General features: G+C 74.2%; 23 protein-coding genes. 7 read left to right on the top strand and 16 right to left on the bottom strand.

Annotation, left to right across the window (positions count from 1 at the left end; translation table 11 throughout):
* Nucleotides 1-225: 225 nt before the first annotated feature.
* The 3 genes from OC439_RS20780 to rdgB all read left to right on the top strand — a co-directional run bounded on the left by OC439_RS20780 (nucleotide 226) and on the right by rdgB (nucleotide 2,386).
* Nucleotides 226-972, top strand: coding sequence for an MBL fold metallo-hydrolase (locus OC439_RS20780; protein ID WP_262014866.1), 747 nt, complete (start codon nucleotides 226-228; stop codon nucleotides 970-972).
* A 71-nt stretch (nucleotides 973-1,043) separates the two neighbouring features.
* Nucleotides 1,044-1,772, top strand: a complete 729-nt coding sequence (rph, locus tag OC439_RS20775; RefSeq protein WP_210893717.1) for a ribonuclease PH — start codon at nucleotides 1,044-1,046, stop codon at nucleotides 1,770-1,772.
* Complete coding sequence (gene rdgB, locus OC439_RS20770) at nucleotides 1,769-2,386, top strand: RdgB/HAM1 family non-canonical purine NTP pyrophosphatase (RefSeq protein ID WP_262014865.1); 618 nt, start codon at nucleotides 1,769-1,771, stop codon at nucleotides 2,384-2,386. Before rph ends, rdgB begins: the two co-directional genes overlap by 4 nt.
* A gap of 2 nt (nucleotides 2,387-2,388) precedes the next feature.
* On the opposite strand, the gene hutH is transcribed toward rdgB, so the two are convergent.
* From hutH to OC439_RS20740, 6 genes are read right to left on the bottom strand one after another with little or no spacing between them, the layout of a single operon-like run.
* Nucleotides 2,389-3,927 carry a histidine ammonia-lyase gene (hutH, locus tag OC439_RS20765; RefSeq protein WP_262014864.1) on the bottom strand — a complete coding sequence of 513 codons (1,539 nt, stop codon included), beginning with the start codon at nucleotides 3,925-3,927 and terminating at the stop codon, nucleotides 2,389-2,391.
* Nucleotides 3,924-5,090: an imidazolonepropionase gene (hutI, locus tag OC439_RS20760; RefSeq protein WP_262014863.1), complete on the bottom strand. Its 1,167-nt coding sequence runs from the start codon at nucleotides 5,088-5,090 to the stop codon at nucleotides 3,924-3,926. The genes hutH and hutI overlap by 4 nt, the downstream gene beginning before the upstream one ends.
* Nucleotides 5,090-6,454, bottom strand: coding sequence for a formimidoylglutamate deiminase (locus tag OC439_RS20755; RefSeq protein WP_262014983.1), 1,365 nt, complete (start codon nucleotides 6,452-6,454; stop codon nucleotides 5,090-5,092). The genes hutI and OC439_RS20755 overlap by 1 nt, the downstream gene beginning before the upstream one ends.
* Nucleotides 6,451-7,650, bottom strand: a complete 1,200-nt coding sequence (locus OC439_RS20750) for an allantoate amidohydrolase (RefSeq protein WP_262014862.1) — start codon at nucleotides 7,648-7,650, stop codon at nucleotides 6,451-6,453. Before OC439_RS20750 ends, OC439_RS20755 begins: the two co-directional genes overlap by 4 nt.
* Nucleotides 7,647-9,302 (bottom strand): urocanate hydratase, encoded by a 1,656-nt coding sequence (hutU, locus tag OC439_RS20745; RefSeq protein ID WP_262014861.1) that lies wholly within the window; start codon nucleotides 9,300-9,302, stop codon nucleotides 7,647-7,649. Before hutU ends, OC439_RS20750 begins: the two co-directional genes overlap by 4 nt.
* A gap of 12 nt (nucleotides 9,303-9,314) precedes the next feature.
* The gene (locus tag OC439_RS20740; RefSeq protein WP_262014860.1) at nucleotides 9,315-10,160 is read right to left on the bottom strand and encodes a MurR/RpiR family transcriptional regulator; all 846 of its coding nucleotides are present in this window, start codon (nucleotides 10,158-10,160) and stop codon (nucleotides 9,315-9,317) included.
* Between the two features lie 114 nt (nucleotides 10,161-10,274).
* Between OC439_RS20740 and OC439_RS20735 the strand changes: the two genes are divergently transcribed.
* Entirely contained in the window at nucleotides 10,275-11,477 is a 1,203-nt protein-coding gene (locus OC439_RS20735; RefSeq protein WP_262014859.1) for a hypothetical protein, read from the top strand.
* On the opposite strand, the gene OC439_RS20730 is transcribed toward OC439_RS20735, so the two are convergent.
* Genes OC439_RS20730 through OC439_RS20700 form a run of 7 tightly spaced genes read right to left on the bottom strand, consistent with a single transcriptional unit; the run spans nucleotide 11,474 to nucleotide 19,477 of the window.
* Complete coding sequence (locus OC439_RS20730) at nucleotides 11,474-13,153, bottom strand: glycosyltransferase family 39 protein (protein ID WP_262014858.1); 1,680 nt, start codon at nucleotides 13,151-13,153, stop codon at nucleotides 11,474-11,476. The genes OC439_RS20735 and OC439_RS20730 overlap by 4 nt on opposite strands.
* Before the next feature lie 54 nt (nucleotides 13,154-13,207).
* The gene (locus OC439_RS20725) at nucleotides 13,208-14,101 is read right to left on the bottom strand and encodes a glycosyltransferase family 2 protein (protein WP_262014857.1); all 894 of its coding nucleotides are present in this window, start codon (nucleotides 14,099-14,101) and stop codon (nucleotides 13,208-13,210) included.
* Nucleotides 14,101-15,018: a glycosyltransferase family 2 protein gene (locus OC439_RS20720; RefSeq protein ID WP_262014856.1), complete on the bottom strand. Its 918-nt coding sequence runs from the start codon at nucleotides 15,016-15,018 to the stop codon at nucleotides 14,101-14,103. The genes OC439_RS20725 and OC439_RS20720 overlap by 1 nt, the downstream gene beginning before the upstream one ends.
* Nucleotides 15,015-16,349, bottom strand: coding sequence for a hypothetical protein (locus OC439_RS20715; RefSeq protein ID WP_262014855.1), 1,335 nt, complete (start codon nucleotides 16,347-16,349; stop codon nucleotides 15,015-15,017). Before OC439_RS20715 ends, OC439_RS20720 begins: the two co-directional genes overlap by 4 nt.
* Nucleotides 16,336-17,430: a glycosyltransferase family 4 protein gene (locus OC439_RS20710; protein ID WP_262014854.1), complete on the bottom strand. Its 1,095-nt coding sequence runs from the start codon at nucleotides 17,428-17,430 to the stop codon at nucleotides 16,336-16,338. Before OC439_RS20710 ends, OC439_RS20715 begins: the two co-directional genes overlap by 14 nt.
* Nucleotides 17,427-18,278: a glycosyltransferase gene (locus OC439_RS20705; protein ID WP_262014853.1), complete on the bottom strand. Its 852-nt coding sequence runs from the start codon at nucleotides 18,276-18,278 to the stop codon at nucleotides 17,427-17,429. Before OC439_RS20705 ends, OC439_RS20710 begins: the two co-directional genes overlap by 4 nt.
* Nucleotides 18,279-18,280: 2 nt before the next feature.
* A complete protein-coding gene (locus OC439_RS20700; RefSeq protein WP_262014852.1) occupies nucleotides 18,281-19,477 on the bottom strand; it encodes a hypothetical protein in 1,197 nt (398 codons plus the stop codon).
* Between the two features lie 174 nt (nucleotides 19,478-19,651).
* Here OC439_RS20700 and OC439_RS20695 point away from each other — a divergent pair, with 174 nt between their 5' ends.
* The gene (locus OC439_RS20695; RefSeq protein WP_262014851.1) at nucleotides 19,652-20,413 is read left to right on the top strand and encodes a YveK family protein; all 762 of its coding nucleotides are present in this window, start codon (nucleotides 19,652-19,654) and stop codon (nucleotides 20,411-20,413) included.
* Here OC439_RS20695 and OC439_RS20690 read toward each other — a convergent pair.
* Both OC439_RS20690 and rfbA read right to left on the bottom strand, forming a co-directional pair.
* Nucleotides 20,359-20,967 (bottom strand): dTDP-4-dehydrorhamnose 3,5-epimerase family protein, encoded by a 609-nt coding sequence (locus tag OC439_RS20690; RefSeq protein ID WP_262014850.1) that lies wholly within the window; start codon nucleotides 20,965-20,967, stop codon nucleotides 20,359-20,361. The genes OC439_RS20695 and OC439_RS20690 overlap by 55 nt on opposite strands.
* Nucleotides 20,964-21,851, bottom strand: coding sequence for a glucose-1-phosphate thymidylyltransferase RfbA (gene rfbA / locus OC439_RS20685; RefSeq protein WP_262014849.1), 888 nt, complete (start codon nucleotides 21,849-21,851; stop codon nucleotides 20,964-20,966). The genes OC439_RS20690 and rfbA overlap by 4 nt, the downstream gene beginning before the upstream one ends.
* Nucleotides 21,852-21,937: 86 nt before the next feature.
* Here rfbA and rfbB point away from each other — a divergent pair, with 86 nt between their 5' ends.
* Together rfbB and rfbD are read left to right on the top strand one after the other, a co-directional pair.
* Complete coding sequence (rfbB, locus tag OC439_RS20680; protein WP_262014848.1) at nucleotides 21,938-22,939, top strand: dTDP-glucose 4,6-dehydratase; 1,002 nt, start codon at nucleotides 21,938-21,940, stop codon at nucleotides 22,937-22,939.
* The gene (rfbD, locus tag OC439_RS20675; protein ID WP_262014847.1) at nucleotides 22,936-23,814 is read left to right on the top strand and encodes a dTDP-4-dehydrorhamnose reductase; all 879 of its coding nucleotides are present in this window, start codon (nucleotides 22,936-22,938) and stop codon (nucleotides 23,812-23,814) included. The genes rfbB and rfbD overlap by 4 nt, the downstream gene beginning before the upstream one ends.
* Here the strand turns inward: rfbD and OC439_RS20670 are convergent.
* Entirely contained in the window at nucleotides 23,783-25,237 is a 1,455-nt protein-coding gene (locus OC439_RS20670; RefSeq protein ID WP_262014846.1) for a sugar transferase, read from the bottom strand. The two genes, rfbD and OC439_RS20670, sit on opposite strands and share 32 nt — an antisense overlap.
* Between the last annotated feature and the right edge of the window lie 54 nt (nucleotides 25,238-25,291).

Genomic DNA, 25,291 nt, shown 5'->3' with positions numbered 1-25,291 from the left:
CGGACCGATGGCCGGTCCGGTCGGTGGCGTGCCCGCCGGCCGGGCCGCCGGTCTCGTCCGGAGCGGACGTGTATGGGTGTCACGTTGATGACAACTTCCGGCAGATGATTCTTGCCCGACCGGGGCGACGCGTAGGCTGCGCAGCGTGGCGAGCGCGTCGGTAGAGATCATCGGCGGTGTCGCCGCCGGCGCATCGACTACTCATGGTGAGATCGAGGCCACCGGATGAGACTGACCGTCCTCGGCTGCGCGGGCAGCTTCCCGGGCCCCGAATCCCCCTGTTCGGCCTATCTCATGGAAGCCGAGGGCTTCCGGCTTCTGATCGACTTCGGCGTGGGCTCGCTGTCCACGCTCCAGCGCTACGTCGGGCTGCACGCCCCCGACGCCATCCTCCTCACCCACCTGCACTGCGACCACATGTTCGACGCCGTGTCCTACGTGGTGGTACGCCGGTACGCGCCGGACGGCCCGTACCCGCCCCTGCCGATGTACGCCCCCTCCGGCGCGCCCGACCGGCTGGCCGCCGCGTACGGGCAGGAGGAGGGCTCGGTGGAGGACGTCTACCAGTTCTACGGCCTCCAGCCGGGCACGTTCCCGATCGGCCCGTTCACCGTCACCGTCGACCGGATGAACCACCCGGTCGAGACGTACGGGGTGCGGCTGGAGCACGGCGGCCGGGTGTTCTGCTACTCCGCCGACACCGCACCCTGCGAGGCGCTGCTGCGCCTGGCCCAGGACGCCGACGTGTTCCTCTGCGAGGCCAGCTACATGGACGGCGTGGAGAACCCGCCGGACCTGCACCTGACCGGCCGGGAGGCCGGCGAGGCGGCCACCAAGGCGGGCGTGGGGCGGCTCCTGCTCACCCATCTCGTACCCGCCTGGGGCAGCGAGTCGCAGACGGTGGAGGCGGCGGCCGGGGCGTACGCCGGGCCGCTGGACGTGGTCCGGCCCGGCGCCTGCTACGAGGTCTGAGCCCGGCGGCGGCCCTGTCGTCGGCGGGCACCCGCGGGCGGTGCGATCACCGCACCGCATAGGGTGCAGGCATGGCGCGACCTGACGGGCGGCGGCCCGACCAACTCCGACCGGTGACCCTGACCCGGGGCTGGAGCACCCACCCGGAGGGCTCGGTACTCGTCGAGTTCGGCGCGACCCGGGTCCTCTGCACGGCGAGCGTCACCGAGGGCGTGCCCCGCTGGCGCAAGGGCTCCGGGCTGGGCTGGGTGACCGCCGAGTACGCGATGCTGCCCCGGGCCACGAACACCCGCTCGGACCGGGAGAGCGTCCGCGGCAAGGTCGGCGGGCGTACCCACGAGATCTCCCGGCTGATCGGCCGCAGCCTGCGCGCCTGCGTCGACCTGAAGGCGCTCGGCGAGAACTCAATCGTGCTGGACTGCGACGTGCTCCAGGCCGACGGCGGCACCCGTACCGCCGCGATCACCGGCGCGTACGTCGCGCTGCACGACGCGGTGACCTGGCTGGCCGAGCGCAAGGCGCTGGCCGGCAAGGTGGAGAAGGTGATGCACCGCTCGGTGGCCGCGGTGAGCGTCGGCGTGATCGGCGGTGAGCCGATGCTCGACCTCTGCTACGCCGAGGACGTCACCGCCGAGGTCGACATGAACGTGGTCTGCACCGGCACCGGCGACTTCGTCGAGGTGCAGGGCACCGGTGAGGCGGGCGTCTTCGCCCGCGACCAGCTCGACGCGCTGCTCGACCTGGGCGTGGCGGGCTGCCTGGAACTGGCCGACGCGCAGCGGAAGGCGCTCTCGTCATGAACAAGGTCCTGCTCGCCACCCGGAACCGGAAGAAGCTGGTCGAGCTCCAGCGGATCCTGGACGGCGCGCTCGGCGCGCACCGGATCGCCCTGCTCGGGCTCGACGACGTCGAGGAGTACCCGGAGCTGCCGGAGACCGGCCTCACGTTCGGTGAGAACGCGCTGATCAAGGCGCGGGAGGGCTGCCGGCGTACCGGCCTGCCGACCATCGCCGACGACTCCGGCCTGGCGGTGGACGCGCTCAACGGCATGCCGGGTGTGTTCAGCGCCCGCTGGTCCGGCCGGCACGGCGACGACCACGCCAACCTCCAGCTCGTGCTGGACCAGGTCGGCGACGTGCCGGACGAGCACCGGGGCGCCGCGTTCGTCTGCACCGTCGCGCTGGTGCTGCCCGGCGGCAAGGAGCACCTGGTCGACGGCCGCCAGTCCGGCCGGCTGCTGCGCGCGCCGCGCGGCGACGGCGGCTTCGGCTACGACCCGATCTTCCTCGGTGACGGGCAGGAGCGGACCAACGCGGAGCTGACGCCGGAGGAGAAGGACGCGGTCAGCCACCGCGGCAAGGCGCTGCGGGAGCTGGCCAAGCTGGTCGCGAAGGTGCTCCCACCCGCCGCCTGAGATCAGCCGAGCGGGCCGATCTCCCGTTCGATCGCCGCGCGCAACTCCGGGCCGCGTACCACGTCCCGCGCGGCCTCCATGAGCGGCGCGAGGAACACGTCCGGTCCCGGCTCGCCGATGGTGCGGCCGAGCACGTCGAGCGCCGCCCGCCCGGCCGGTGACGGGGTCAGCGGCGCGCGGAGCTGGAGCCCGCGTACGGCCGCCAGCAGCTCCACCGCGAGCAGGCTGGTCAGGTTGTCCAGCACCGTGCGCAGCTTCTTGGTGGCCGCCCAGCCCATCGAGACGTGGTCCTCCTGCATGCCGCTGGTGGGCAGCGAGTCGATCGAGGCGGGCGCGGCGAGCCGGCGGTTCTCCGCGACGATCCCGGCGGCGGTGTACTGGGCGATCATCAGCCCGGAGTTCACCCCGGCGTCGGGGGACAGGAACGCGGGCAGCTCCCGGGAGCGGGTCACGTCCAGCAGGCGGTCCACCCGGCGCTCGGCGATCGCGCCCACCTCGGCGGCGGCGATGGCCAGGTAGTCGGCGGCGAAGCCGAGCGGCGCGCCGTGGAAGTTGCCTGTCGACTCGACCCGCCCGTCCGGCAGCACCACCGGGTTGTCCACCACCGACAGCAGTTCCCGGCCCGCGACCACCTCGACGAAGTCGAGCGTGTCCCGGGCCGCGCCGGCGACCTGCGGGGCGCAACGCATCGAGTACGCGTCCTGCACTGCGTGCGCCAGGTCGTCGCGGTGCGAGTCCATCACCGCCGAGCCCTGCAACAGCCGGTGGATGTTCGCCGCCGACGCGGCCTGCCCGGGGTGCGGGCGGATCGCGTGCAGCTCGGGCAGGAACGGCCGCTCCGAGCCGAGCATCGCCTCGATGGCGAGCGCCGCCGTTACGTCCGCCATGGCGAACAGGTGCCGGGCGTCGGAGACGGCGAGCAGCAGCATGCCGAGCATGCCGTCGGTGCCGTTGATCAGCGCCAGCCCTTCCTTGGCTGCGAGCGACACCGGCTTCAGCCCGACCCGGCGCAGCGCGTCCGCGGCCGGGATGCGGTCACCGGCCGCGCCGAGCACCCAGCCCTCACCGAGCAGCACCAGCGCGCAGTGCGCCAGCGGCGCCAGGTCGCCTGACGCGCCGAGCGAGCCGTGCTCCGGCACCCACGGGGTGACCTCGTGGTTGAGCAGGTCCACGAGCGCCTCGGCGACCAGCGGGCGGACCCCGGAACGGCCGAGCGCCAGCGACCGGACCCGCAGCAGCATCATGGCGCGTACCACCTCGCGCGGCATCGGCGCGCCCACCCCGGCGGCGTGCGAGCGGATCAGCGCGTGCTGAAGCTCGGCCCGCCGCTCCGGGGCGACGAACGTGTTGGCGAGGGCGCCGAAGCCGGTGGAGACGCCGTACACCGGGCGGCCGGCCGCCTCGATTCCGTCCACGATGGACCGTGAGGTCGCCATCGCCTCGGTGGCGGCCGGGTCGAGCACGACCTTTGCGGTGCCGCGGGCCACCGCGAGCACGTCGGCGGCGGTGACGCCGGTGGACAGGATGGTCACGGTGGTCATCGCGGTACTCCGTTGTGCAGGACCTGGCGGATCAGTGGCACGCCCGGCCGGTAGGCCAGGTGCAGGTGGGACGGGGCGTCGAGGACGATCAGGTCGGCCCGCGCCCCGAGGGTCAGCCGCCCCACGTCGGTGCGGCGCAGCGCCGCCGCCCCGCCGGCGGTCGCGGCCCACACCGCCTCCGCCGGAGTCATCCGCATCTCGCGTACGGCCAGCGCGACGCAGAACGGCATCGACGACGTGTACGACGAGCCGGGGTTGCAGTCGGTGGCCAGCGCGACAGTCACGCCAGCGTCGAGCAGCCGCCGGGCGTCCGGGTACGGAGACCGGGTGGAGAACTCCGCGCCCGGCAGCAGCGTGGCGACCGTCTCCGAGCCGGCCAGCGCGTCGATGTCGGCGTCGGTCAGGTGGGTGCAGTGGTCGACGCTGGCCGCGCCCATCTCCACGCCGAGCCGTACGCCCGGCCCGGGGCCGAGCTGGTTGGCGTGCAGCCGTACGCCCAGACCGGCGGCCTGCCCGCAGGCGAGGATCGCCCGCGCGTGGTCGGCGTCGAACGCACCCCGCTCGCAGAACACGTCGATCCAGCGGGCGTACGGCGCGGCGGCGGCGAGCATCGGCCCGCAGACCATGCCCACGTAGTCGTCGGGGCGGCCGGCGTACTCGGCGGGGACGACGTGCGCGCCGAGGAACGTGGTGTCCTCGGTGAACTCGGCGGCGATCCGGAGCGAGCGGGCCTCGTCGGCGACGTTCAGGCCGTACCCGCTCTTGATCTCGACGGTGGTGGTGCCCTGCCGCAGCATCTCGGCGCGCAGCCGGCGCACTGTGGCGCGCAGGTCGTCGTCGGAGGCCGCGCGGGTGGCGCCCACAGTGGTCCTGATGCCGCCACCGGTGTAGGGCTCGCCGGCCATCCGGGCGGCGAACTCGGCGGCCCGGTCCCCGGCGAAGACCAGGTGGGCGTGGCTGTCCACGAAGCCGGGCAGCACCGCCGCGCCACCGGCGTCGATCCGCCGGTCGGCGGCCGGCGCGTCGCGGGCCGGCCCGATCCAGGCCACCTGCCCGTCCTCGACCAGCAGGGCGGCGTCGCGCCGGATGCCCAGTGGGTCGCCGTCGCGGCCGTCGTTCGTGACCAGCTCGCCGATGTGGTCCACGAGCAGGCTGCCGCGCATCACGAGTCGTCCTTCGCGGTCACCGCCGAGATCGCGTCCCGCAGCTCGGTGGGTACGTCCACGGTCAGGTGCCGGCCGCCGTCCACCACGGGCCGGCCGTCGACCACGACGCTCGTCACGTCGGCGGCGGTGGCGGCGAAGAACGCGCCGACCGGCGGCACCCCGGCGGTGCGGGCGCTGTCCAGCCGTACCGTGACCAGGTCCGCCCGCTGCCCGACGGCGAGCCGGCCGGCGTCGCCCCAGCCCAGCGCGGCGTGCCCGCCGACGGTGGCGGCGCCGACCAGCTCGGCCGGCGTGAAGTGCCCCCGCCGCCGGGTACGCAGCCGCTCGTCCATCTCCAGCGCGCGGGCCTCCTCGAACAGGTCCACCACGGCGTGGCTGTCGCTGCCCAGGCTCAGCGGGCTGCCCGCGTCGGCCATCCGCCGCACCGGGCCGACCCCGTCGGCCAGGTCGCGTTCGGTGGTGGGGCAGACGCAGACCCGGGTACGGCTGTCGCCGAGCAGTGCCACGTCGGCGGCGGTCGGGTGGGTGGCGTGCACGGCTGTGGTGTGCGGGCCGAGCACGCCGTGGTCGGCCAGCAGCCGTGTCGGCGTGCACCCGTGCACGGCCCGGCAGGCGTCGTTCTCGGCCGGCTGTTCCGACAGGTGTACGTGCAGCGGCAGCCCGTTGCGGTCGGCCCAGCCGGCCACGGTGGCGAGCTGATCGGCCGGGACCGCGCGCACCGAGTGGATGGCCGCGCCGAGCCGGACGTGGTCGTCGGCCGGGCGGAACGCGTCCACCCGCGCCGCCCAGCGCAGCGCGTCGCCGTCACCGAAGCGGCGCTGCGGCCCGGCCAGCGGCGTGCCGTCCACGCCCCCGGCCAGGTACGCGGTGTCCAGCAGCGTGAGCCGGATCCCGGCGTGCGCGGCGGCCTCCACGAGCGCGGCGGACATGGCGTTCGGGTCGTCGTACGGGGTGCCGCCGGGACCGTGGTGCAGGTAGTGGAACTCGCCCACGCAGGTGATCCCGGACAGCGCCATCTCCGCGTACACGGCGCGGGCCAGCGCCAGGTAGGTGTCCGGGTCGAGCCGGATCGCGACGGCGTACATCAGGCTGCGCCAGGACCAGAAGTCGCCGCGCCCGTCGTGGGTGCGCCCGCGCAGCGCCCGGTGGAACGCGTGCGAGTGGGCGTTTGCCAGGCCGGGCACCGTCAGGCCGGGCAGCCGGACCGCGTCGCCGAGTACCTCCACCCCGGCGGCCGGCGGACTGTCCACGGTCAGCGGGGTGACAGCGGTGATCCGCCCGTCGGTCGCCTCGATCAGCACGTCCCGGGTGGGCTCGGCGCGGTCGGGCAGCCAGGCGTACTCGGCCAGCCAGCGGGTCAGCGGCATGCCAGCTCCTCCAGCACCCGGGCCAGGGCGGCCACCCCGGCGGCGCAGTCGGCGTCGGTGGCCGCCTCGGCGGGGGAGTGCGACACCCCGGTCGGGTTGCGCACGAACAGCATCGCGGTGGGCAGGTGCGCCGCCAGCACGCCCGCGTCGTGCCCGGCGCCGGTGGGCAGCACCGGCGCGTCGAGCAGCGCGGCCAGCCGGTCGGCCAGCCCGAGGTCGAACGCGACGAGCGGGGTCGCCGACTCCTGCGTGCAGGTCAGCGCGGTGCCGTCGCGGCCGGCCCGGTCGGCGGCCTTGGTGCGTACCGCCTCGACCAGACCGTACAGCGTCTCCGCCTCGGCCGCCCGCGCGTCGAGCCAGCCGGTGACCCGGGACGGGATCGCGTTGGTGGCGTTCGGCTCGACCGACACCCGGCCCACTGTGGCGTGCGCGTCGCGCAGCCGGGCCTCCTTGTTCGCCGCCAGCACGGTGAACGCGTAGGTGAGCATCGGGTCGCGGCGGTCCGCCATCCGGGTCGTACCCGCGTGGTTGCCCTCGCCGGTGAAGTCGAACCGCCACCGGCCGTGCGGCCAGATCGCGGAGGCCACCGCGACCGGCGCGTCCAGGTCGACCAGCGCGCGGCCCTGCTCGACGTGCAGCTCCACGAAGGCCGCGAAGCGGCCGAGCAGCGCCGGGTCGGCGCCCGCCGGCCGCTCGCCCAGCGCCTCGGCGAAGGTCGTCCCGGCCTGGTCGCGCAGCCCGGCCGCGCGGTCGACGTCGATCTCGCCGGTGAGCAGCCGCGACCCCAGGCAGGGTACGCCGAACCGCGCGCCCTCCTCCTCCACGAACGCGGCCACCACCACCGGCCGGTCCGGGGTGACGCCCGCGGCCCGCAGCTCGTCCACGGCGAGGAACGCGCTGACGATGCCGAGCGGACCGTCGTACGCGCCGCCGTGCGGCACCGAGTCGAAGTGGCTGCCGGTCAGCACCGCCGCGCCGGCCGCCGGGTCGCCCCACCAGGCGAACAGGTTGCCGTTGCCGTCCTCGGACACCGGCATGCCCCGCCGGTCGGCCTGTTCCCGGAACCAGGCGCGCAGCGTGCGCTCCGGCTCGGTGAGCGCGTAGCGCAGGTAGCCGCCGCTGCCGGCGTCCCGCCCGACCGGGGCGATCTCGTCCCACAGCGCGCGGAACCGGTCCGCCAGGTCGGTCACAGGTCTCCCTCGGTCATGGGGACGCGCACGCCGGTGCGCTCGGCGACCGCGCGGGCGTCGTCGTAGCCGGCGTCGACGTGCCGGATCACGCCCATCGCCGGGTCGTTCGTGAGCACCCGCTCGATCTTCTGCCCCGCGAGGGCGCTGCCGTCGGCCACGCAGACCTGGCCGGCGTGGACGGACCGGCCGATGCCGACGCCGCCGCCGTGGTGGATCGACACCCAGGACGCGCCGCTGGCGGTGTTGACGAGCGCGTTCAGCAGCGGCCAGTCGGCGATCGCGTCGGAGCCGTCGGCCATCGCCTCGGTCTCCCGGTACGGGCTGGCCACGCTGCCGCAGTCCAGGTGGTCCCGGCCGATCACCACCGGGGCGCTCAGCTCGCCCGAGGCGACCATCTCGTTGAACCGCACCCCGGCCCGGTCGCGCTCGCCGTAGCCGAGCCAGCAGATCCGCGCCGGCAGGCCCTGGAACGCGACCCGCTCGCCGGCCATCCGGATCCACCGGGCGAGGGACTCGTTCTCCGGGAACAGGTCGAGGACGGCCCGGTCGGTGGCCGCGATGTCCTTCGGGTCGCCGGACAGCGCGGCCCAGCGGAACGGGCCCTTGCCCTCGCAGAACAACGGCCTGATGTACGCGGGCACGAACCCGGGGAAGTCGAACGCCCGCTCGTACCCGCCGAGCTTGGCCTCGCCCCGGATCGAGTTGCCGTAGTCGAAGACCTCGGCGCCCGCGTCCAGGAAGCCGACCATCGCCTCCACGTGCTTCGCCATCGACGCCCGGGCCCGGTCGGTGAACTCGGCCGGCTTGGCCGCCGCGTAGTCCCGCGCGTCGCCGAGGTCCACGCCCTCCGGCACGTACGACAGCGGGTCGTGCGCGCTGGTCTGGTCGGTCACGATGTCGATGGCCACGCCCCGGCGCAGCAGCTCGGGGAAGACCGTGGCGGCGTTGCCGACCACCCCGACACTCAGGGCCCGCCGGTCCCGCTTCGCGGCGAGCGCCCGCTCGACCGCGTCGTCGAGCGAGTCGGCGATCTCGTCGAGGTAGCGGTCGTGCGCCCGCCGCTCCAGCCGGGACCGGTCCACGTCCACGATCAGGCAGACGCCGCCGTTCATGGTGACCGCCAGCGGCTGCGCGCCCCCCATGCCGCCGCACCCGGCGGTGAGCGTCAGCGTGCCGGCGAGCGTGCCCTCGAAGCGCTTGGCGGCGACAGCGGCGAACGTCTCGTACGTGCCCTGGAGGATGCCCTGGGTGCCGATGTAGATCCAGGAACCGGCCGTCATCTGCCCGTACATGGTCAGGCCCAGCGACTCCAGGCGGCGGAACTCCGGCCAGGTGGCCCAGTCGCCGACCAGGTTCGAGTTGGCCAGCAGCACGCGCGGCGCCCACTCGTGGGTGCGCATCACCCCGACCGGCCGGCCCGACTGCACCAGCATCGTCTCGTCGTCGCGCAGCTCGGTGAGCGTGCGCACCAGCGCGTGGTACGACGGCCAGTCCCGGGCCGCCTTGCCGGTGCCGCCGTAGACCACCAGGTCCTCGGGGCGCTCGGCCACCTCCGGGTCGAGATTGTTCATCAGCATCCGGAGGGCGGCCTCCTGCGGCCACCCCTTCGCGGTGCGTGCGGTGCCGCGGGCGGCGCGGACGGGCTGGTGCATCTCGTACTCCTCTCAGCCGAGGAACAACTGGCGGCGGGCGGCGGACGACTCGAACGCCTCGAGCCGGTTCTGGGTCTCGGCCGGCGCGGCGTCGCAGATCGCCTGGAGCACCACCATGGCCAGCGTCATCGGGGCGGTGTGCAGGTCGAAGACCAGGTCGGCGCCGACGGCGGCGGGCAGGACCACCTCGGCGTGCTCGGCGGCCGGGCTCACCGGCGAGTCGGTGATCGCCACGACGGTCAGCCCGGCGTCCCGGGCCTCGCGCAGTGCGTCGAGGGTCTCCCGGGGGTAGCGGGGCAGCACGAACGCGAGCAGCGCCGTCGCGCCGGCCGCGACCGCCTGGTCCAGGCGGTCGACGAGCATGCTGCCGCCGTCGTCGAACACCCGCACGTCGGGGTGCACCTTCGCGGCGAAGTACGCGAAGTACGCGGCGAGCGGCGCGGCGGCGCGCAGCCCGAGCACCGGCAGCGGACGGCTGGCCGCGAGCAGCTTCCCCACCTCGGCGACCCGCTCGGCGTCGGCGAGCTGCGCGGCGAGCCGGTCGAGATTGTCCCGCTCGGCGTGCACCGCCCGTTGCAGGGCGTTGCCGGCGGCCGGTTCGGCCGACCCGGTGACAGTCAGTTCCCGCAGGCGGCGGCGCAGCGCGGGGTAGCCGTCGTGCCCGAGCGCCATGGCGAACCGGGTCACCGACGGCTGGCTGACGCCCGCCAGCTCGGCCACCTCGGCGGCGGACAGGTACGCCGCCGCGCCCGCGTGCCGCACCAGGCAGTGGGCGATGCGGCGCTGGGTCGGGGTGAGCCGTACGCCGTGGAAGAGGTCGAGCAGGCGGTCGGGGGCGGCCGCACTGCTTTCATTCACCCCGCGACTCTATGCATGAAAACTTTCAGAGCGCAAGAGTGGCCCGACCGCAGGGAGATCCGGTGAGCGTGCTCTCTGTACTATCCGCACGGCGGGTGAGCAGAGGAGTGGGGCATGCAGCCGGAAGGTCCGTACAGGTTCACCGAGGTGCTGGGCGAGTGCCAGGTCGGCAGGGCCTGGGCCGCGCTCGACGGGCAGGACCGCGCGCTCACCGTGGCGGTCCTGGACGGCGCCGCTGCCGGTGACCAGCGCTGGCGCGAGGCGTTCACGAACGCGGCGAACGTGCTGGCTCAGACGCCCGGCGGCCACCGGTACGTGAACTCCGACTTCGCCGCCGGTCAGCCCTGGGTGGCGTACCCGTCCGACGAGGACGGTGCGGCCGAGCGGCTGTTCCGCAGCCTGGGCATGGACTACCAGCGCACCGCCACCGGCGAGATGCTCCCGCCGCCCCCGCCGGTGTCCGCGCCGCCGCAGCAGGTCTCGTCGCCGCCGCAGTTGCCGTGGAGCCCGCAGCCGTGGGCGATGACGCCGCAGCAGCCGGTCTCCGGCGCGCCCGTCTCGTCCGGCGCGCCCGTGTCGCCCGGCATGCCGGTGTCGCCGGGCATGCCGGTGCCGGCGATCCCGGCCCAGGCCACCGCCGCGGATCCGCTCGTGCCGACCGGCGGTCCCCGGATCGCCCCGGTCGCCCGCCCGCCCAAGAGCCGTACCGGCCTGTGGATCGGTGGCGTGGTCATGGCGGCGGTGCTCGCCGGTGGCGCCGGTCTGCTGGCCGGGCGGTCGCTGGCCGACGGCGGCGAACCGTCCACTCCGACTGCCAGCGCCTCCCCGGCGCTGTACGAGGCCACTCAGCAGTCGCTGAACAAGGCGAAGTTCGACGCCACGCTCATGCCGATCGCCGAGCCGTGGCTCGACGGGGTGGGCGGCTGCGCGATCAACACCGAGAAGAGCGGCCCCGGGCTCGCCGCCGGGGAGAAGCAGCACGTCTTCTGCCGCTACCTGGGTGTGTCGCTGCACTTCGCCGAGTACGAGTCGGCCGAGAAGAAGGAGGCGGCGCGCGCCTTCCGCCAGCAGATGGGCATCATCGGCCGCGCGCTCGCGCCGGGCATGCGGGAGGCCGGTCCGGCCACCGGCGGCGTCAGTGGCGCACAGGGCAGCTACGTCGAGTACGCCGGTAACGGCCAGGACGGCCGCCCGGTCTGCGGCATCTGGTGGGGCCGCGACGACAACACCAGCGCGATCTACATGGAGACGCCCTGCGGAGCCGGGCTCGGCGGCAACTGGGACGCGCTGCGCGACCTCTGGCAGCGCCACAGCTAACGGACGCGGGCGCCGTTCGGCGGCGGCACCAGGCAGACGTCGCTGCCCTTGGTGACGCCCGCGGCCAGGTCGAAGCGGACCACGCGTGCCCCGCTGAACTGCCGCTCGGTGACCGCCACGCCGCTGCCGCCGAGCCGGACGATGACGTCCCGGTTGGCCCCGTCGGCCCAGTCGGTGGCCTGGAACAGCCAGACCCGGGCCCGTCCGGGCAGCAGCGTGGACACCGTCCGCCCGGGGCAGCCGCCGGGTCCGGCCGCCACCACGTAGGCGTCCGCCGCCGGGCCGTACCAGGTCTGGGCGTTCCACGACACGGTGGTGGCCAGCACGAGGTCACCAGGGCGGCGCTTGTCCTCCAGGTAGCCCAGCGCGCCCCGGTAGTCGACAGCGTTGGCGCCGCCGCCCTGGGCGAAGGCCCGCGCCGGATGGACAGTCGCCACCACGGCGGTCGCCAGTTGCGGAACGGCGAGCGCGAGCACCAGCACCACGCCGACCACCCACCGGATCCGGGCGGGCAGGCCGGCCCGGATCGGCGGCGGCGCGACGGCGAGCGCGGCGAGCAGCAGGCAGGCGGGCACCGCGTAGAGCGCCAGCCGGCCGTTGAACGGGTAGACCGACACGGCCGCGCCGGCCAGCCCGGTCGCCAGCGGCGTGAGCAGGACCAGCACGGCCACAGTGGAGAGCCGGCGCAGCCCGGCGGCCGTGCCCAGCACCAGCAGCGGTACGACGACCCACGCCGACCAGGCCACGAACGGCACCGTGGCGAGACTCCGGTACGTCGCCGCGAGCCATTCCACAGTGGCGGCCAGGTCGGTGAGCGGGTGCGCCGGGTAGATCGACTTCGCCCGCCAGTACGCGGCGAGCTGCGGATCGGCGAGCCCCGGCGCCAGGAACAGCACGTAGACCACGAGCGCCACCACGGCCCAGGCCGGCGCCGGGGCGAGGAATCGGCCCACCTCCCGCCACCTGCTCGCCCACTGCCGATCAGGGCGGGACAGCGCGTACCCGCCGAGCAGCACGCCGAGCGCGCCGGTGACCGGAATGGACAACGTGCTGACGAACGCCATGACCGCCGCGGCCGACCAGAACACCGCCGACCCGGCCCAGGTGACGCCGTCCCGGACGAGCAGCAGCGCCAGCCCGACCACGAGCGTGACGCCGAACGCCTCGGCGCTGTACTGCTTCAGCTCGTTGGAGTAGCCGATCAGGAACGGCGCGACGGCGACCAGCAGCAGCGCCGCCAGCGCGGCGAGTGGTGGCACGAGCCGCCGGCCGAGCCAGGCCACGAGCGGCAGCAGCGCCAGCCCGAACAGCAGCGGCACCAGCCGCAGCGCCCGCTCACCGTCGCCGAACTGCTCGTACGCGAACCGTTCCAGCCACAGCCAGCCGGGCGGAGCGGACTGGCTGAACGCCAGCGGCCGCAACAGGTCCAGGTAGCCGCGCTCCCGGATGTTGTGCGCCACGTACAGCTCGTCGCTCCAGAAGCTGCGCGCGTACGCCCACTGCCGGATCCGCAGCACGGCGCCCAGCGCGACCAGCAGGCCCGCGACGGACCAGTACGGGGACCGGCTCAGCCGGTCCCACGCGACGGCGACGTACGCCACCGGCGTGCCCGGCCGCGACGGCGCCGGTGTCGCGGGCGCCATCGAGGGGGAGAAGGCCGGGCGTGTCACGGACACGGCGAGACGGTATCAAAACGTCATTCACGTCAGCGGCCCCGCGACCGGCTCCGATCACTCCCCGGCGCGGTCCGGAGTGGACGGCAGGTCCGGAGTGGACGGCAGATCCGGAGTGGACGGCAGGTCCGGAGGGGACGCGACCGGCGGCACCGCCGTACCGACCAGCCCGGCGGCCCGGCGGTGCCGGCGCGCGGGTCGCGGCAGGCCGACCAGGAACTCCGGGTACAGCCCGAAGAACGTCCGGGCGCTGCGCAGCTCCAGCGTGTGCGCGTGGGACCAGCGCACCGAGTTCGTCGCGCGGGCCCAGTGGTGGGTCCACCGCACGTCACCGAGCACCGCCACCGGCATCCCGTGCCGCCAGGCGCGCAGCCCCAGCTCGTGGTCCTCGTAGTAGAGGAAGAACCGCTCGTTCCACCCGCCCAGCTCGGTGACGTCAGCGGTCCGGCCGGCCACCGCCGCGCCCATCACCCAGGCCACGTGGCGCGTCTCGCCGGGCGCGGCCACCAGCCGGTACGAGGCGTGCAGCCGGGACAGCGGCCACACCTTCCGGTTGCCGAGCTTCGCCGTCGCGTACGGGAAACCACGCCCGTTGGCCTGCGGTGTGCCGTCGGTGCCCAGCAGTTGCGGCGCGACCAGCCCGCCGTGCGTGTCCAGGTGCCGGGCCAGCGCGTCCAGTCCGTCCGGGCGTACCTCCAGGTCGGGGTTGGCGAACAGCACGTACCGGCCGGTCGCCTGGCGCAGCGCGACGTTGTTGGCCCGGGAGAAGCCGACGTTCTCCGGCAGCCGGATCACCCGCGCGCCCAGCTCCTCGGCGACCGCCGCCGAGTCGTCGGTCGAGGCGTTGTCGACCACCAGCCACTCGTACGGCTTCGGCCCGCGCCAGCAGCGGCGCAGCGTGTCCGCCGAGTGGTAGGTGACTGTCACCACGGTCCACGGCTGTGCCGTCATCACGCCCTCCGAGCGGTCAGGTAGCCGAGCAGCGACGCGAACCCGAAGCGCCGCCCGGTCCAGCGGCGGCGAGCCGCCGGCCCTTCGGCCAGCCCGCGTCCGACGCCGCGCAGGAACGGGCGCAGCAGGCCCTGCCGGACCCGCCGGGCGGCCAGCGCGAGGTGCGCGAGCGCCAGCACCGGCACCGCCACGAGCAGCAGCGGCCAGGTGAACGTGCGGGACGCGACAAGCAGCCGGTTGCGGGCCAGCAGGAACGCCCGGAACCCCTGCAACCGGGTGTCGCCGTCCACGCTGTGCCCGCCCGCGTGCGGCAGCACCACGTCCAGCGCGCGCGTGCGCAGCCCGGAGGCGTAGAGCCGGAACGCCAGGTCGGCGTCCTCGCCCCACGCGAACAGGTGCTCGTCGAAGCCGCCGAACCGCCGGTACAGCGCGGCCGGGAAGACCGCCGCGCCGCCGGACGGGCCGAGCGGGGCACGGCCAGCGGTGGACCGCCTGTCGATGAACAGCGACACCGGGTTCAGGTCGATGCCCACGTACTCGCCGCCGTGCATGGCGAGGCCGACAGCGAGCGGGGCGGCCGGGTCGGCGGCGACGGCGGCGCAGATCCGGGCCAGCGCGTCGTCCGGCAGCCACACGTCCGGGTTCAGCAGCAGCAGGTGGCTCGTGGTGACCGTCGCCGCGGCCCGGTTGCAGCCGGCCGCGAAACCCGGGTTGGTGGAGTCGGGCAGGTACGCGTACCGGTCGGCGGGCAGGTGCCCGGCGATCACCTCGGCGCACCCGTCGGAGGGCCAGTTGTCCGCGAAGACGAACCGGACCGGCAGGTCACCGGCGCTGCGGACCCAGGTCGGCAACGTCTCGGCGAGCATGCCGGCGGACCGGTAGAGGACGGTGACCACGGTGAGCCCGTCGAACGTCATGCCGTGCTCCTGCCCAGCCGGTGCAGCACCCAGAGGCCGGGCACGAGGCTCAACCAGGTCGGATAGATCAGCGGATACAGCTCGTAGACGCCGAACAGCGCGAAGTAGACGACGAACGCCCGCGCCAGCTGCCCGGCCGGCGCGCGGGAGAACTCGAACCACCGCTCGGTCGCGCCCACCGCCAGCCCCAGCGCGGCCAGGAAGAACACCGCACCCAGCGGGCCGTAGTCGAGCAGCGGGATGGCCACGAACGTCGCCGTGTTCATCAGGTACGGCTGGCTGAGCTGGGACGTCAGCCCGTACAGGTCCGCTTTGCCCACGATCGGCTCGACCCGGGAGCCGAGGAACGTCAGCGAGTACGTGCCGTACCGGGGTTCCAGGTGTTCCCGCTGCGACCACACCCGCCCGAACGTCTCGGTGGACGAACTCAGCGACAGGTCCAGCGACCCGGCGCTGCTGGTGAGCGCGTTGCTGCCGTAGCGGGCCCGGAACTCGGTCTCGAACGCGCCGGTGCCGGCCATGGTGCGCTGCCCGCCGAGGAACACCGCCGCCCCGAGCGCCAGCGCGCCGATCAGCAGCACCACAGGTGTCCGCGCGGCCAGGAACGACGCGGCCCGCCCCCGGGTACGCCGGACCGACAGCGCCGCGATCAGCGCGGGCGCGATGCCCACCAGCACCGAGTTCTTGCTCGCGCCGAGCGCCGCACCGACGGTGAAGACGGCGGTGAGCGCGTAGTAGACGGGCAGCGCCCGGCCGCGCGCGGACAACGCGCGCAGCAGCGAGACGGCCATGCCGAGCGTCCACGCCTCGGACAGCAGCCCGATGACCAGGTTCGACTGCTCGCGCAGCACCTGCCGGGCGGCGTCCGGGTTGTCGGCGAGCAGCGGCGGCACCGTTCCCCGGAACCGGATCGCCGCGGTCACCACAGCGATGCCGAGCAGCACGAACAGGTACGTCAGCAGGCGCCGCTCGGACGGCCAGGACAGCGCCGGACGGGACCGGTCGTCGTCCTCGTCCCGCCTGTCGATCAGCCGCCGGCCGGCCGCCCAGGCCAGCAGGAAGACGGTGACGTAACCGGCGAGTATCGGCAGCACGCCGCGGCCGGCCCACGAGTCGTACGGGCCGGGCAGTACCCGCACGGCGAGCAGCGCGGCGGTCCAGACGGCGGCGCAGGCGGCGAGCGCCCACATCCGCAGTCGCGCGGCGAGCAGCGTGCCGACCGCCAGCGCGAGCGCGACGGCGATCCCGGCGTCGAGCGTGGCCAGCAGTGCCGCCGCGCCGAGCGCGAACGGGATCCCGACCGACCAGAGGCGTCGCTCAGCGGCTGTCACGGGCGACCGTCCGGTACAGGTCGTGCCAGGTGTCCACGCATCCGTCGAACGAGTGCCGGTCCGCGTACTGCCGGGCCAGCTCGCGCCGCCGCTCGTCCCACGCGGCCGGGTCGGTGGCGGTCCGTACGGCGGCGGCCAGCGCCTGCGGCGTCAGCTCCGCCCGGTACGCGAGCACGCCGTCACCGGCGGCTGTCACCTCGGTCAGGCCGCCCGCGCCGGAGTGCACCACCGGCACACCCAGCGACATCGCCTCCAGCGCGCTGCGCCCGAACGCCTCCACCCGGGACGGCACCAGCAGGCAGTGCAGCCGTTGCAGGAACGGCGCGGCGTCCACCCGGCCGACCAGGTGCAGGTTCGGCCGCTCCTCGACGTCGACGGTGCCCGCGCCGGCCACCAGGAACTCCACGTCCGGCAGCGCCGCGGCGACGCCTGCCAGCAGGTCGGCGCCCTTCTCCCGTTCCAGCCGGCCGAGGAAGCCGACCCGGACCGGGCCGTCCGGTGCGAGGCCGCCGGTGTCGGTCACCTGCGGCCAGATGGCGGGCAACGGGTTCGGGATCACCCGCACGTCACGGATCCGCCCGCGTACCCGAAGCTCGTGGGCCTCGAAGCCGGAGACCGCGACGGTCGCGTGCGGCCGCAGCCGCCGGAACATCAGGTCGGTGCTGATGTTTGCCTGCACCGCGGCCTTCGCGCGCAGCGTCTCCGCCGTGTCGCGGTACTGCCAGAGGCTGTTGTGCAGCGTCACCACGAGCGGCGTGCGGCGGCCCCGCACGCCCAGGCCGGCGCGGGCGTGCATCGCGGCGGAGAGCAGGTGCGCGCTCACCACGTCCGGCCGCAGTTCCTCGACGAGGGCGCGGATGCCGCGCGCGTACCCCAGGTCCACCCGCTTGGCCGCGCCCAGCGGACGCCACGGCACGCCCGCGTCCCGCAACGCCGCCGCGACCTCGTCGTCAGGGGTGGCGGCGACCACGTCGACGCCGCGGGCCGCGAGCGCCGGAAGCATCTCGATCAGGAAGCGCTCGGCGCCGCCGAGCTGCCGCCGCCCCGACCCGCCGGTGGTGCAGACGAACAGCACCCTCATCGGACGCCCATGCCTTCCAGGGCGCCGCGGGCGATCGCCCGCCGCGCCGCCCCGCCGCCCACCGCCGCCCGGGCGAGCACCCCCACTGTGTACGCGGAACAGGCCACAGTGCCCCGCCACCCGGCGAGTTCACGGCTGGCCCGGATGAACTCCCGGGTCTGCCGGCGGGAGATCTCCTCCGCCGCCCACCGGCGCTTCGCGCTCGCGTCGTCCTCGTGCGTGACGACGGCGTCCGGCAGGTACGCCAGGCGCAGCCCGAGCCGCCGCACCGCCCAGCACAGCCGCAGGTCCTCGGAGTAGAAGAACGACGACTCGTCCACCCCGCCGATCCGGTCCAGCGTCTCCCGCCGGATCGCCACGAACGGCCCGGAGAGCCAGTCGCCACGCTCCGGTGGCGCCACGATCCGCAGCCTCGGGAACACCAGGCTGAGCCCGGTGGCGTGCGCGACGCCGGTGCCCAATGTGAGGAACCGGCCGGCCGCGGTCTGGTCCCGGCCGGTCGCGTCCAGCACCTTGGGGAACGCCGCGCCCACAGCCGGGTCGTCCAGTTCGGCCGCCAGCCGCTCGATCGCGCCTGGCTGCACCAGGATGTCGTTGTTGGACAGCACCACCCGGGACCGGGTGCTGTGCCGGACGCCGAGGTTCATGCCCTTGGCGTAGCCGAGGTTCGTCTCCGAACGCACGTACCGCGCGCCGGTCTCGGCGCACATCGCCCGCAACCTGTCGCTGATCTCGGCGGCGCTGCCGTTGTCCACCACGACGGCTTCCACACCCTCTGGCAGCGAGCGGACGCAGCCGTCGGTGCGCTCGAAGTCTTCCCAGGTCAACACGACGATTGAGACGTCCACCGCTAGGCCATCCGATTGACGAGGAGGTGCGTGGACCGCTGGAGTCGCTGCCGGGTGCGCAACGCGTAGACGCCGTAGGCGACAGACGACGCGACCGCGGCGCCGAGCGCGCCGGCCCACGGGATGAGCAGAACGTACAGCACGACCGACACCGACATGGTGACCAGGGCCACGGCGGTGGTGGCCTGCTCGCCCGCGCGCTTGAGCAGCGCCGCGCTCCACGTCTTGCCGGCCGACAACGCCAGCGTCCCCGGCAGCAGGAGCAGCCCGAAGATCCAGGCGTCGTGGTAGTCGGGCGCCAGCACGCCGAGCACCGCCAGGCCGATCACGGCGAGCGCGGCGATCGGCAGCGCCGACCTGACCACGTCGCGGCCGTGGTCGCCGATCGCGTCCGGGTCGCGTTCGGCAAGGATCCGCTGCGCCCGTACCACCGCGCCGGACTGCGCGAACTCCAGCGCCGCCACCGCCAGCGCGAACACGCCGAGCGCACCCGCGCCGGCGAAGCGGGCCACCAGGACCTGGCTCAGCCGGTACGTCAGCATCTGCGCGCACACCCCGACGTGCAGCCGGCCCACCGCGAGCAGGTCGGCGCGGTACTCAGTGCGCCCGGCCGTCGCCGCCGGCACCGGACCGAACCGCCGCGCCCAGCCCAGCACCGCCACCCCGAGCACCGTCGCGGTGGCGACCTGCACGCCCAGCCAGAGGACGCTCCACAGGCCACCGTCGAGCCGGTGGCCCAGCCACAGCAGCCCGTACCCGGCCACCAGCACCGCACCGCCGAGCGCCCGCATCGTGTAGACGAACCAGAACCGCTTCAGGCGCAGGCCGAGCGAGGCAGCAGTGTTGAACACGGTGAGCGCGCAGCCCGCCCCGATGCCGACCGGGTGGCTGCCCAGCCCGGCCAGCGTGGTCAGCAGCGCCGCGGCCAGCGCGGTGAGGCCGAGTGACACGGTCAGGATGCCGGCGATCCACAGGCGACCGCGCGACATGATCCAGCCGGCCGGGCGGGACAGCAGGAACGTGTCGACGGACAGGCCGCCGAGAGCCGCGCCCACTGTGGCGCTGACCATGTTCGCCGCGAGTTCGCCGCGTTCCGCCGCCGGCAGCGTCACCGACACCAGCGCGGCGAGGCCGGTCAGGCCCAGGGCGACCAGATAGAGACGCTCGGGGGAGACGATCCGCCGGAGCCGGCCTAACACCCGGCGCCCAGGCGCCGGCGCCGGCCACGAGCCGGCCACGCGGAATCCACTCGATCTTCCCCCGAGATGCGCGGATGTGTGCGGGCCTGTTCTACCCGACATGAGCGCCGCCGCGCAATGGACCCGGCGGGCGGGTACGCCCAGGGCTCCACGACGCCGGTAGGGTGACGCGTCGTGGACCTCGCCCACTTCCGCGACACGATCGGCAGGCGGTGGCCGATCGTGCTGGCGCTGACGCTGCTGTGCGGCGCGTTCACCGGGGTCCTCGCCGAACGCCGGCCGCCGGTCTACCGGGCCGAGACCCAGATGCTCGTCACGTTCGCCGCCGAGAAGTCGGCCGAGCCCCAGCCCCGCCCGCCTGCGGACGAGGCGGGCCGGCTGATGCAGCGGCGGGTGAAGACGTACGCCACCATGATGAACACGCCCCGGCTGACCCGCCCGGTGATCGACTCGCTCGGACTGCCGTACACCACCGACGACCTGGCCGGCCGCGTCGTCGCATCGTCCACTGTCGACTCGCTGGCGATCGACGTGGCGGTCACCGACCGGTCCGCCGGCACGGCCGCGGCGATCGCCGCCGCGCTCGCCGCCGAACTGCAACGGATCGCCGAACGTGACCTGCCGCCCGCCGGACTCGGGCTCAAGGCCCACGTCGCGGTGGTCCGGGCCGCCGCGCCGCCGCCGCGTCCCGAGCCGGTGCGGTGGCAGTGGTACGCCCTCGGCGGCGCGCTCGGGGGCCTGGCCGTCGGGGTCGGCATCGCGCTGGTGCTCGGCTACCGCAGGGCCGGCACTCCGGTGAGCGCGGACGTGCGGGCGCTCTGGGCGACGGTGGCGCGCCGCCGTCCGGCCGACGCCGTCGCGGAGCCGGCGGGTGTGCCGGGTCAGAGCGACGGCCGGGTGTCCAACGCTTCGGTGAAGGAGCGGCAGGCGTCGTAGCCGGGCAACAGGCCCGCCGCCCGCGCCTCGGCCAGGCGCGGTGCCGACGCGTCCCGCTCGGACAGCAGCGGCGTCGCCGCCGGCCAGTCGATCCGGAGATCCGGATCGAGCGGGTGCACCGTGTGCTCGGCCGCCGGGTTGTACGTGGCGGAGCAGAGGTAGCTGAGCGTCGCGTCGTCGGTGAGCGCGCAGAACCCGTGCCCCAGCCCTTCGGCCAGGTAGACGGCCCGCCGGTCGGTGTCGTCGAGACGTACCGCCTCCCACCGGCCGTACGTCGGCGAGCCGACCCGCACGTCCACCACCACGTCCAGCACCGCCCCGCGCACGCAGGTCACGTACTTGGCCTGCCCGGGCGGTACGTCGGCGAAGTGGATGCCGCGCACCACGTCCCGCGCCGACACGGACAGGTTGCCCTGCGCCAGCCGCAGCGGATGCCCGACCGCCTCGGCGAGCCGGTCGAAGCGGTACCACTCCAGGAACAGGCCGCGCGGGTCGCCGTGCAGGCGCGGGGTCACCTCCCAGGCACCCTCGATGCCCAGCGGACGGATCTTCACGACGCGCCCACCGTCCCGGACCGGTCGGCGAGCAGGCCCAGCAGGTACTCGCCGTAGCCGCTGCGGGTCAGCGGATGGGCCAGCATCCGCAGCCGCTCGTCGTCGATCAGCCCGGACCGCCAGACGACCTCCTCGACGCAGCCGATCTTCATGCCCTGGCGTTCCTCGATCACCCGGACGAACTCGGCGGCCTGCATCATCGACGCGAACGTGCCGGTGTCCAGCCAGGCGGTGCCCCGGTCGAGCACCGTCACCGTCAGCTCGCCCCACGCCCGGTACGTCTCGTTGATCGCGGTGATCTCCAGCTCGCCCCGGGCGCTCGGGGTCAGCTTGCGGGCGATGTCGACCACCCGGTTGTCGTAGAAGTAGAGGCCCGGCACCGCGTACCGGGACCGGGGGCGGGCCGGCTTCTCCTCGATCGACAGCACCCGGCCGGCGTCGTCGAACTCGACCACGCCGTAGTCCTGCGGGTTCGCCACCGGGTACGCGAAGACCCGCCCACCGGCCGGTTCGCGGTGCTGCGCGAGCTGCCGGCCGAGCCCGACGCCGTGGAAGATGTTGTCGCCGAGGATCAGCGCCACCGACTCCTCGCCGACGAAGTCGGCGCCGAGCAGGAACGCCTGCGCGATGCCCTCCGGGCGGGGCTGCTCGGTGTACGACAGGCGCAGCCCCCACTGACTGCCGTCGCCGAGCAGCCGCTCGAACTGGGTGCGGTCCTCCGGTGTGGTCACCACCAGGATCTCCCGCACTCCGGCCATCACCAGAGTGGAGAGCGGGTAGTAGACCATCGGCTTGTCGAACACCGGCATCAGTTGCTTCGAGACGGCCCGGGTGATCGGCCAGAGCCGGGATCCGGTGCCACCGGCGAGAAGGATTCCGCGCACCCGCGGAGACTACCCGCGACGCCGCCGCCCCCGTGGCCCGTCGACGTCCCGCCCGGGCTGCCGCTACGGCGTAGACTCCACGACCCGTGAGGGTCCTCGTCACCGGCGGCGCCGGCTTCATCGGGTCGGAGTACGTGCGGATGCTGCTGGGCGTGCCCGGCGGCGACGCGGCCGGGGTGCCGGTCGAGGGCCCGGCCGCGCTCACAGTGCTGGACAAGCTCACCTACTCCGGCAACCTGGCGAACCTGGCGCCGGTACGCGACGACCCCCGGCTGCGCTTCGTCCGCGGTGACATCTGCGATCCGGCGCTTGTCGACGAGGTGGTGCCGGGCCACGACGTGATCGTCCACTTCGCCGCCGAGTCGCACGTGGACCGTTCGATCACCGGCGCGGCACCGTTCGTCACCACGAACGTCCTCGGCACCCAGACGCTGCTGGACGCCGCGCTGCGGCACGGCGTCCGCCGGTTCGTGCACGTCTCCACCGACGAGGTGTACGGCTCGATCGACTCCGGCTCGTGGACGGAGGACTGGCCGCTGGCGCCGAACTCGCCGTACTCCGCGTCGAAGGCCGGGTCGGACCTGCTGGCGCTATCCTACCACCGCACCCACGGCCTGGACGTCGTGGTGACCCGCTGCTCCAACAACTACGGGCCGTACCAGTTCCCGGAAAAGGTCGTCCCGCTGTTCGTGACCAACCTGCTCGACGGCGGCACCGTGCCGCTCTACGGCGACGGCGGCAACGTCCGGGACTGGCTGCACGTGCACGACCACTGCCGGGGCGTGGCGATGGTGCAGGAGAAGGGGCGGGCCGGCGAGGTCTACCACATCGGCGGCGGCACCGAGCTGACCAACCGGCAGCTCACCGAGCGGCTCCTGGCGGCGTGCGGGGCCGGCTGGGACCGGGTCGTGCCGGTCACCGACCGCAAGGGCCACGACCGCCGGTACTCGCTGGACATCAGCAAGATCAGCAGCGAGCTGGGGTACGCCCCGAGCATCGACCTCGACCGGGGCCTGGCCGAGACGATCAGCTGGTACCGGGAGAACCGGGCCTGGTGGGAGCCGCTGAAGACGGCCGGCCCCGAATGACCCGGATCCTGGTCACCGGCGCGGGCGGGATGCTCGGGCGGGACCTGCTCGCCGTGCTGCGGACCCGGCCGGACCTGTCCGTCACCGCCGCCGGCCGCGCCGACCTCGACGTCACCGACACACAGGCGGTCCGGGACGCGGTGGGCGGCCACGACGTGGTGTTCAACGCGGCCGCGTGGACCGACGTGGACGGCGCCGAGACGCGCGAGCGGGACGCCACCGCCGTGAACGGCGACGCGGTGGCCGCGCTGGCCGGCGCCTGTGCCGTGTCCGGCGCGCGTCTCGTGCACGTCTCCACCGACTACGTGTTCGCCGGGGACGCCACCGAGCCGTACCCGGAGGACGCCCCGACCGGCCCGGTCAACGCGTACGGGCGCAGCAAGCTCGCCGGGGAGCGGGCGGTGGCCCGGCTGCTGCCCGAGACCGGGTACGTGGTGCGCACCGCCTGGCTCTACGCCACCCACGGGCGCAACTTCGTCACCACGATGCTGCGGCTGGCGGCCGAACGCGACCGGCTCGACGTGGTGGACGACCAGCGCGGACAGCCCACCTGGTCGTACCGGCTCGCGGAGCGTCTCGTGGCGCTCGCCGACGCGGCGCTCGCCGGCGACGCGGCACCCGGGACGTACCACGGCACCGCCGCCGGCGAGACCACCTGGTACGGCCTGGCCCGCGCCGTGTTCGCCCTGCGTGGTCTCGACCCGGACCGGGTCCGGCCGACGACGAGCGACAGCTTCCCGCGCCCGGCGCCGCGCCCCCGCTACAGCGTGCTGGCGCACGGCCGGTGGGCCGCCGCGAAGCTGCCGCCGCCGGGGGATTGGCACGCGGACCTGGCCGAGGCGTTCAGCGCCCTCCGCCCCGGAACACCTCGGTGACGGTACGCAGCACGATCTTGATGTCGAGCCAGAGCGACCAGTTCTCGACGTAGTAGTTGTCGAACCGCGCCCGGTCCGAGATCGGCGTGTCCCCGCGCAGACCGCTGACCTGCGCCAGCCCGGTGAGCCCGACCGGTACGCGGTGCCGCATCGCGTACCTCGGGTATTCCATGGAGAACTTCTCCACGAAGTACGGCCGCTCCGGCCGGGGCCCCACCACGCTCATCTCGCCGCGCAGGATGTTCCACAGCTGCGGCAGCTCGTCCAGTGAGGTACGCCGCATGAACCGCCCGATCGGCCCGACCCGCTCGTCGTGCGCGATCGACCAGGTGGTCTGCGACTCGTACTCGTCGGCCGGGCGCATCGACCGGAACTTGATCACGTGGAACGGCTTGCCGTACCGGCCGATGCGCTCCTGACGGAAGAACACGCCCCGGCCGCCGTCGAGGAACGTGGCGACGGCGCAGAGCAGCAGCAGCGGGCTCAGCACCAGCAGGGCGGTCACCGCGAACACCACGTCGGAGGCGCGTTTGAGCCGCCACCGGGGGCCGGTGAGCGTGGTGTCGCCGATCTTGACGATCGGGATGGCGCCGATGTGGTCGGGGTAGCCGCCCTGCGACCGCGAGCCCCACAGGCGCGGCACCGCCCACAGGTCACAGCGGGAACTGGCCGGGCGCAGCAGCGCCTCCATCAGGTCGGCCTCGGAGCAGTCCGGGTCCGCGATGACCAGGACCTCGCACTCCAGCATCTCGGCGAGCTTCTCCAGGTCGTCGATGGTGCCGATGAGCGGCAACGCGCCGATCCGCGGCCGCGACGGGGCGTCGACGGCGCCGACGAACCGCAGCCCGTACTGCGGGTAGCGCCGCAGCAGCCGGGCCAGCTCGCCGCCGATCGGCCCGCCGCCGATGACTATCGCGTTGTGCTCCACCCACCGGCGCTTGCGGGCCAGCAGGATGAGCCGGCTGTTCAGCGCCCGCCCGACGATCACCAGGCCGGCGGAGAGCGCGACACCGCGCATGAACCCGCTGACGTACGGCACCGAGTCGTGCCGCAACGCCGCGATGATCGCCCCCACCGCGCCGGAGGCCAGCAACCGGCCGCCGAGGCTCGGCAGTTCGTCCAGGATGCTGATGTGCCGGCGCGGCCGGTAGAGGCCGCCCGCGGCGAACAGGCCCACTGTTAGCGCGGCGTTGAACAACGTGCCACGCCAGTAGTTCTGGGTCAGCAGCAGCGGCGTGAGCAGCGCCGCGACGTCGATGGGCGCGGTCACCATCCAGGCCCGCAACCATCGGGTACGCGTCGACGCGCGCGACCCCGCGTACGGCAGCACAGTGGTCGTGTCCATGCCGCTGTCCATCGGCCTGTTCATGGCCACACCGGACGGCGGCGCGGACGGATGCTCGAACGCCGGCAGGCGTGGCATGGTCGATCCTCCCCCGTGACGCCGCCGGCCCGGATACAGAGACCGACGGCGATC

The organism is Micromonospora sp. Mcm103 (assembly GCF_024519755.1).
GTDB classification, from domain to species: domain Bacteria; phylum Actinomycetota; class Actinomycetes; order Mycobacteriales; family Micromonosporaceae; genus Micromonospora; species Micromonospora aurantiaca.
The sequence above is the reverse complement of the archived record's forward strand: the minus strand, read 5'-3'. Positions and strand labels throughout refer to the sequence as shown.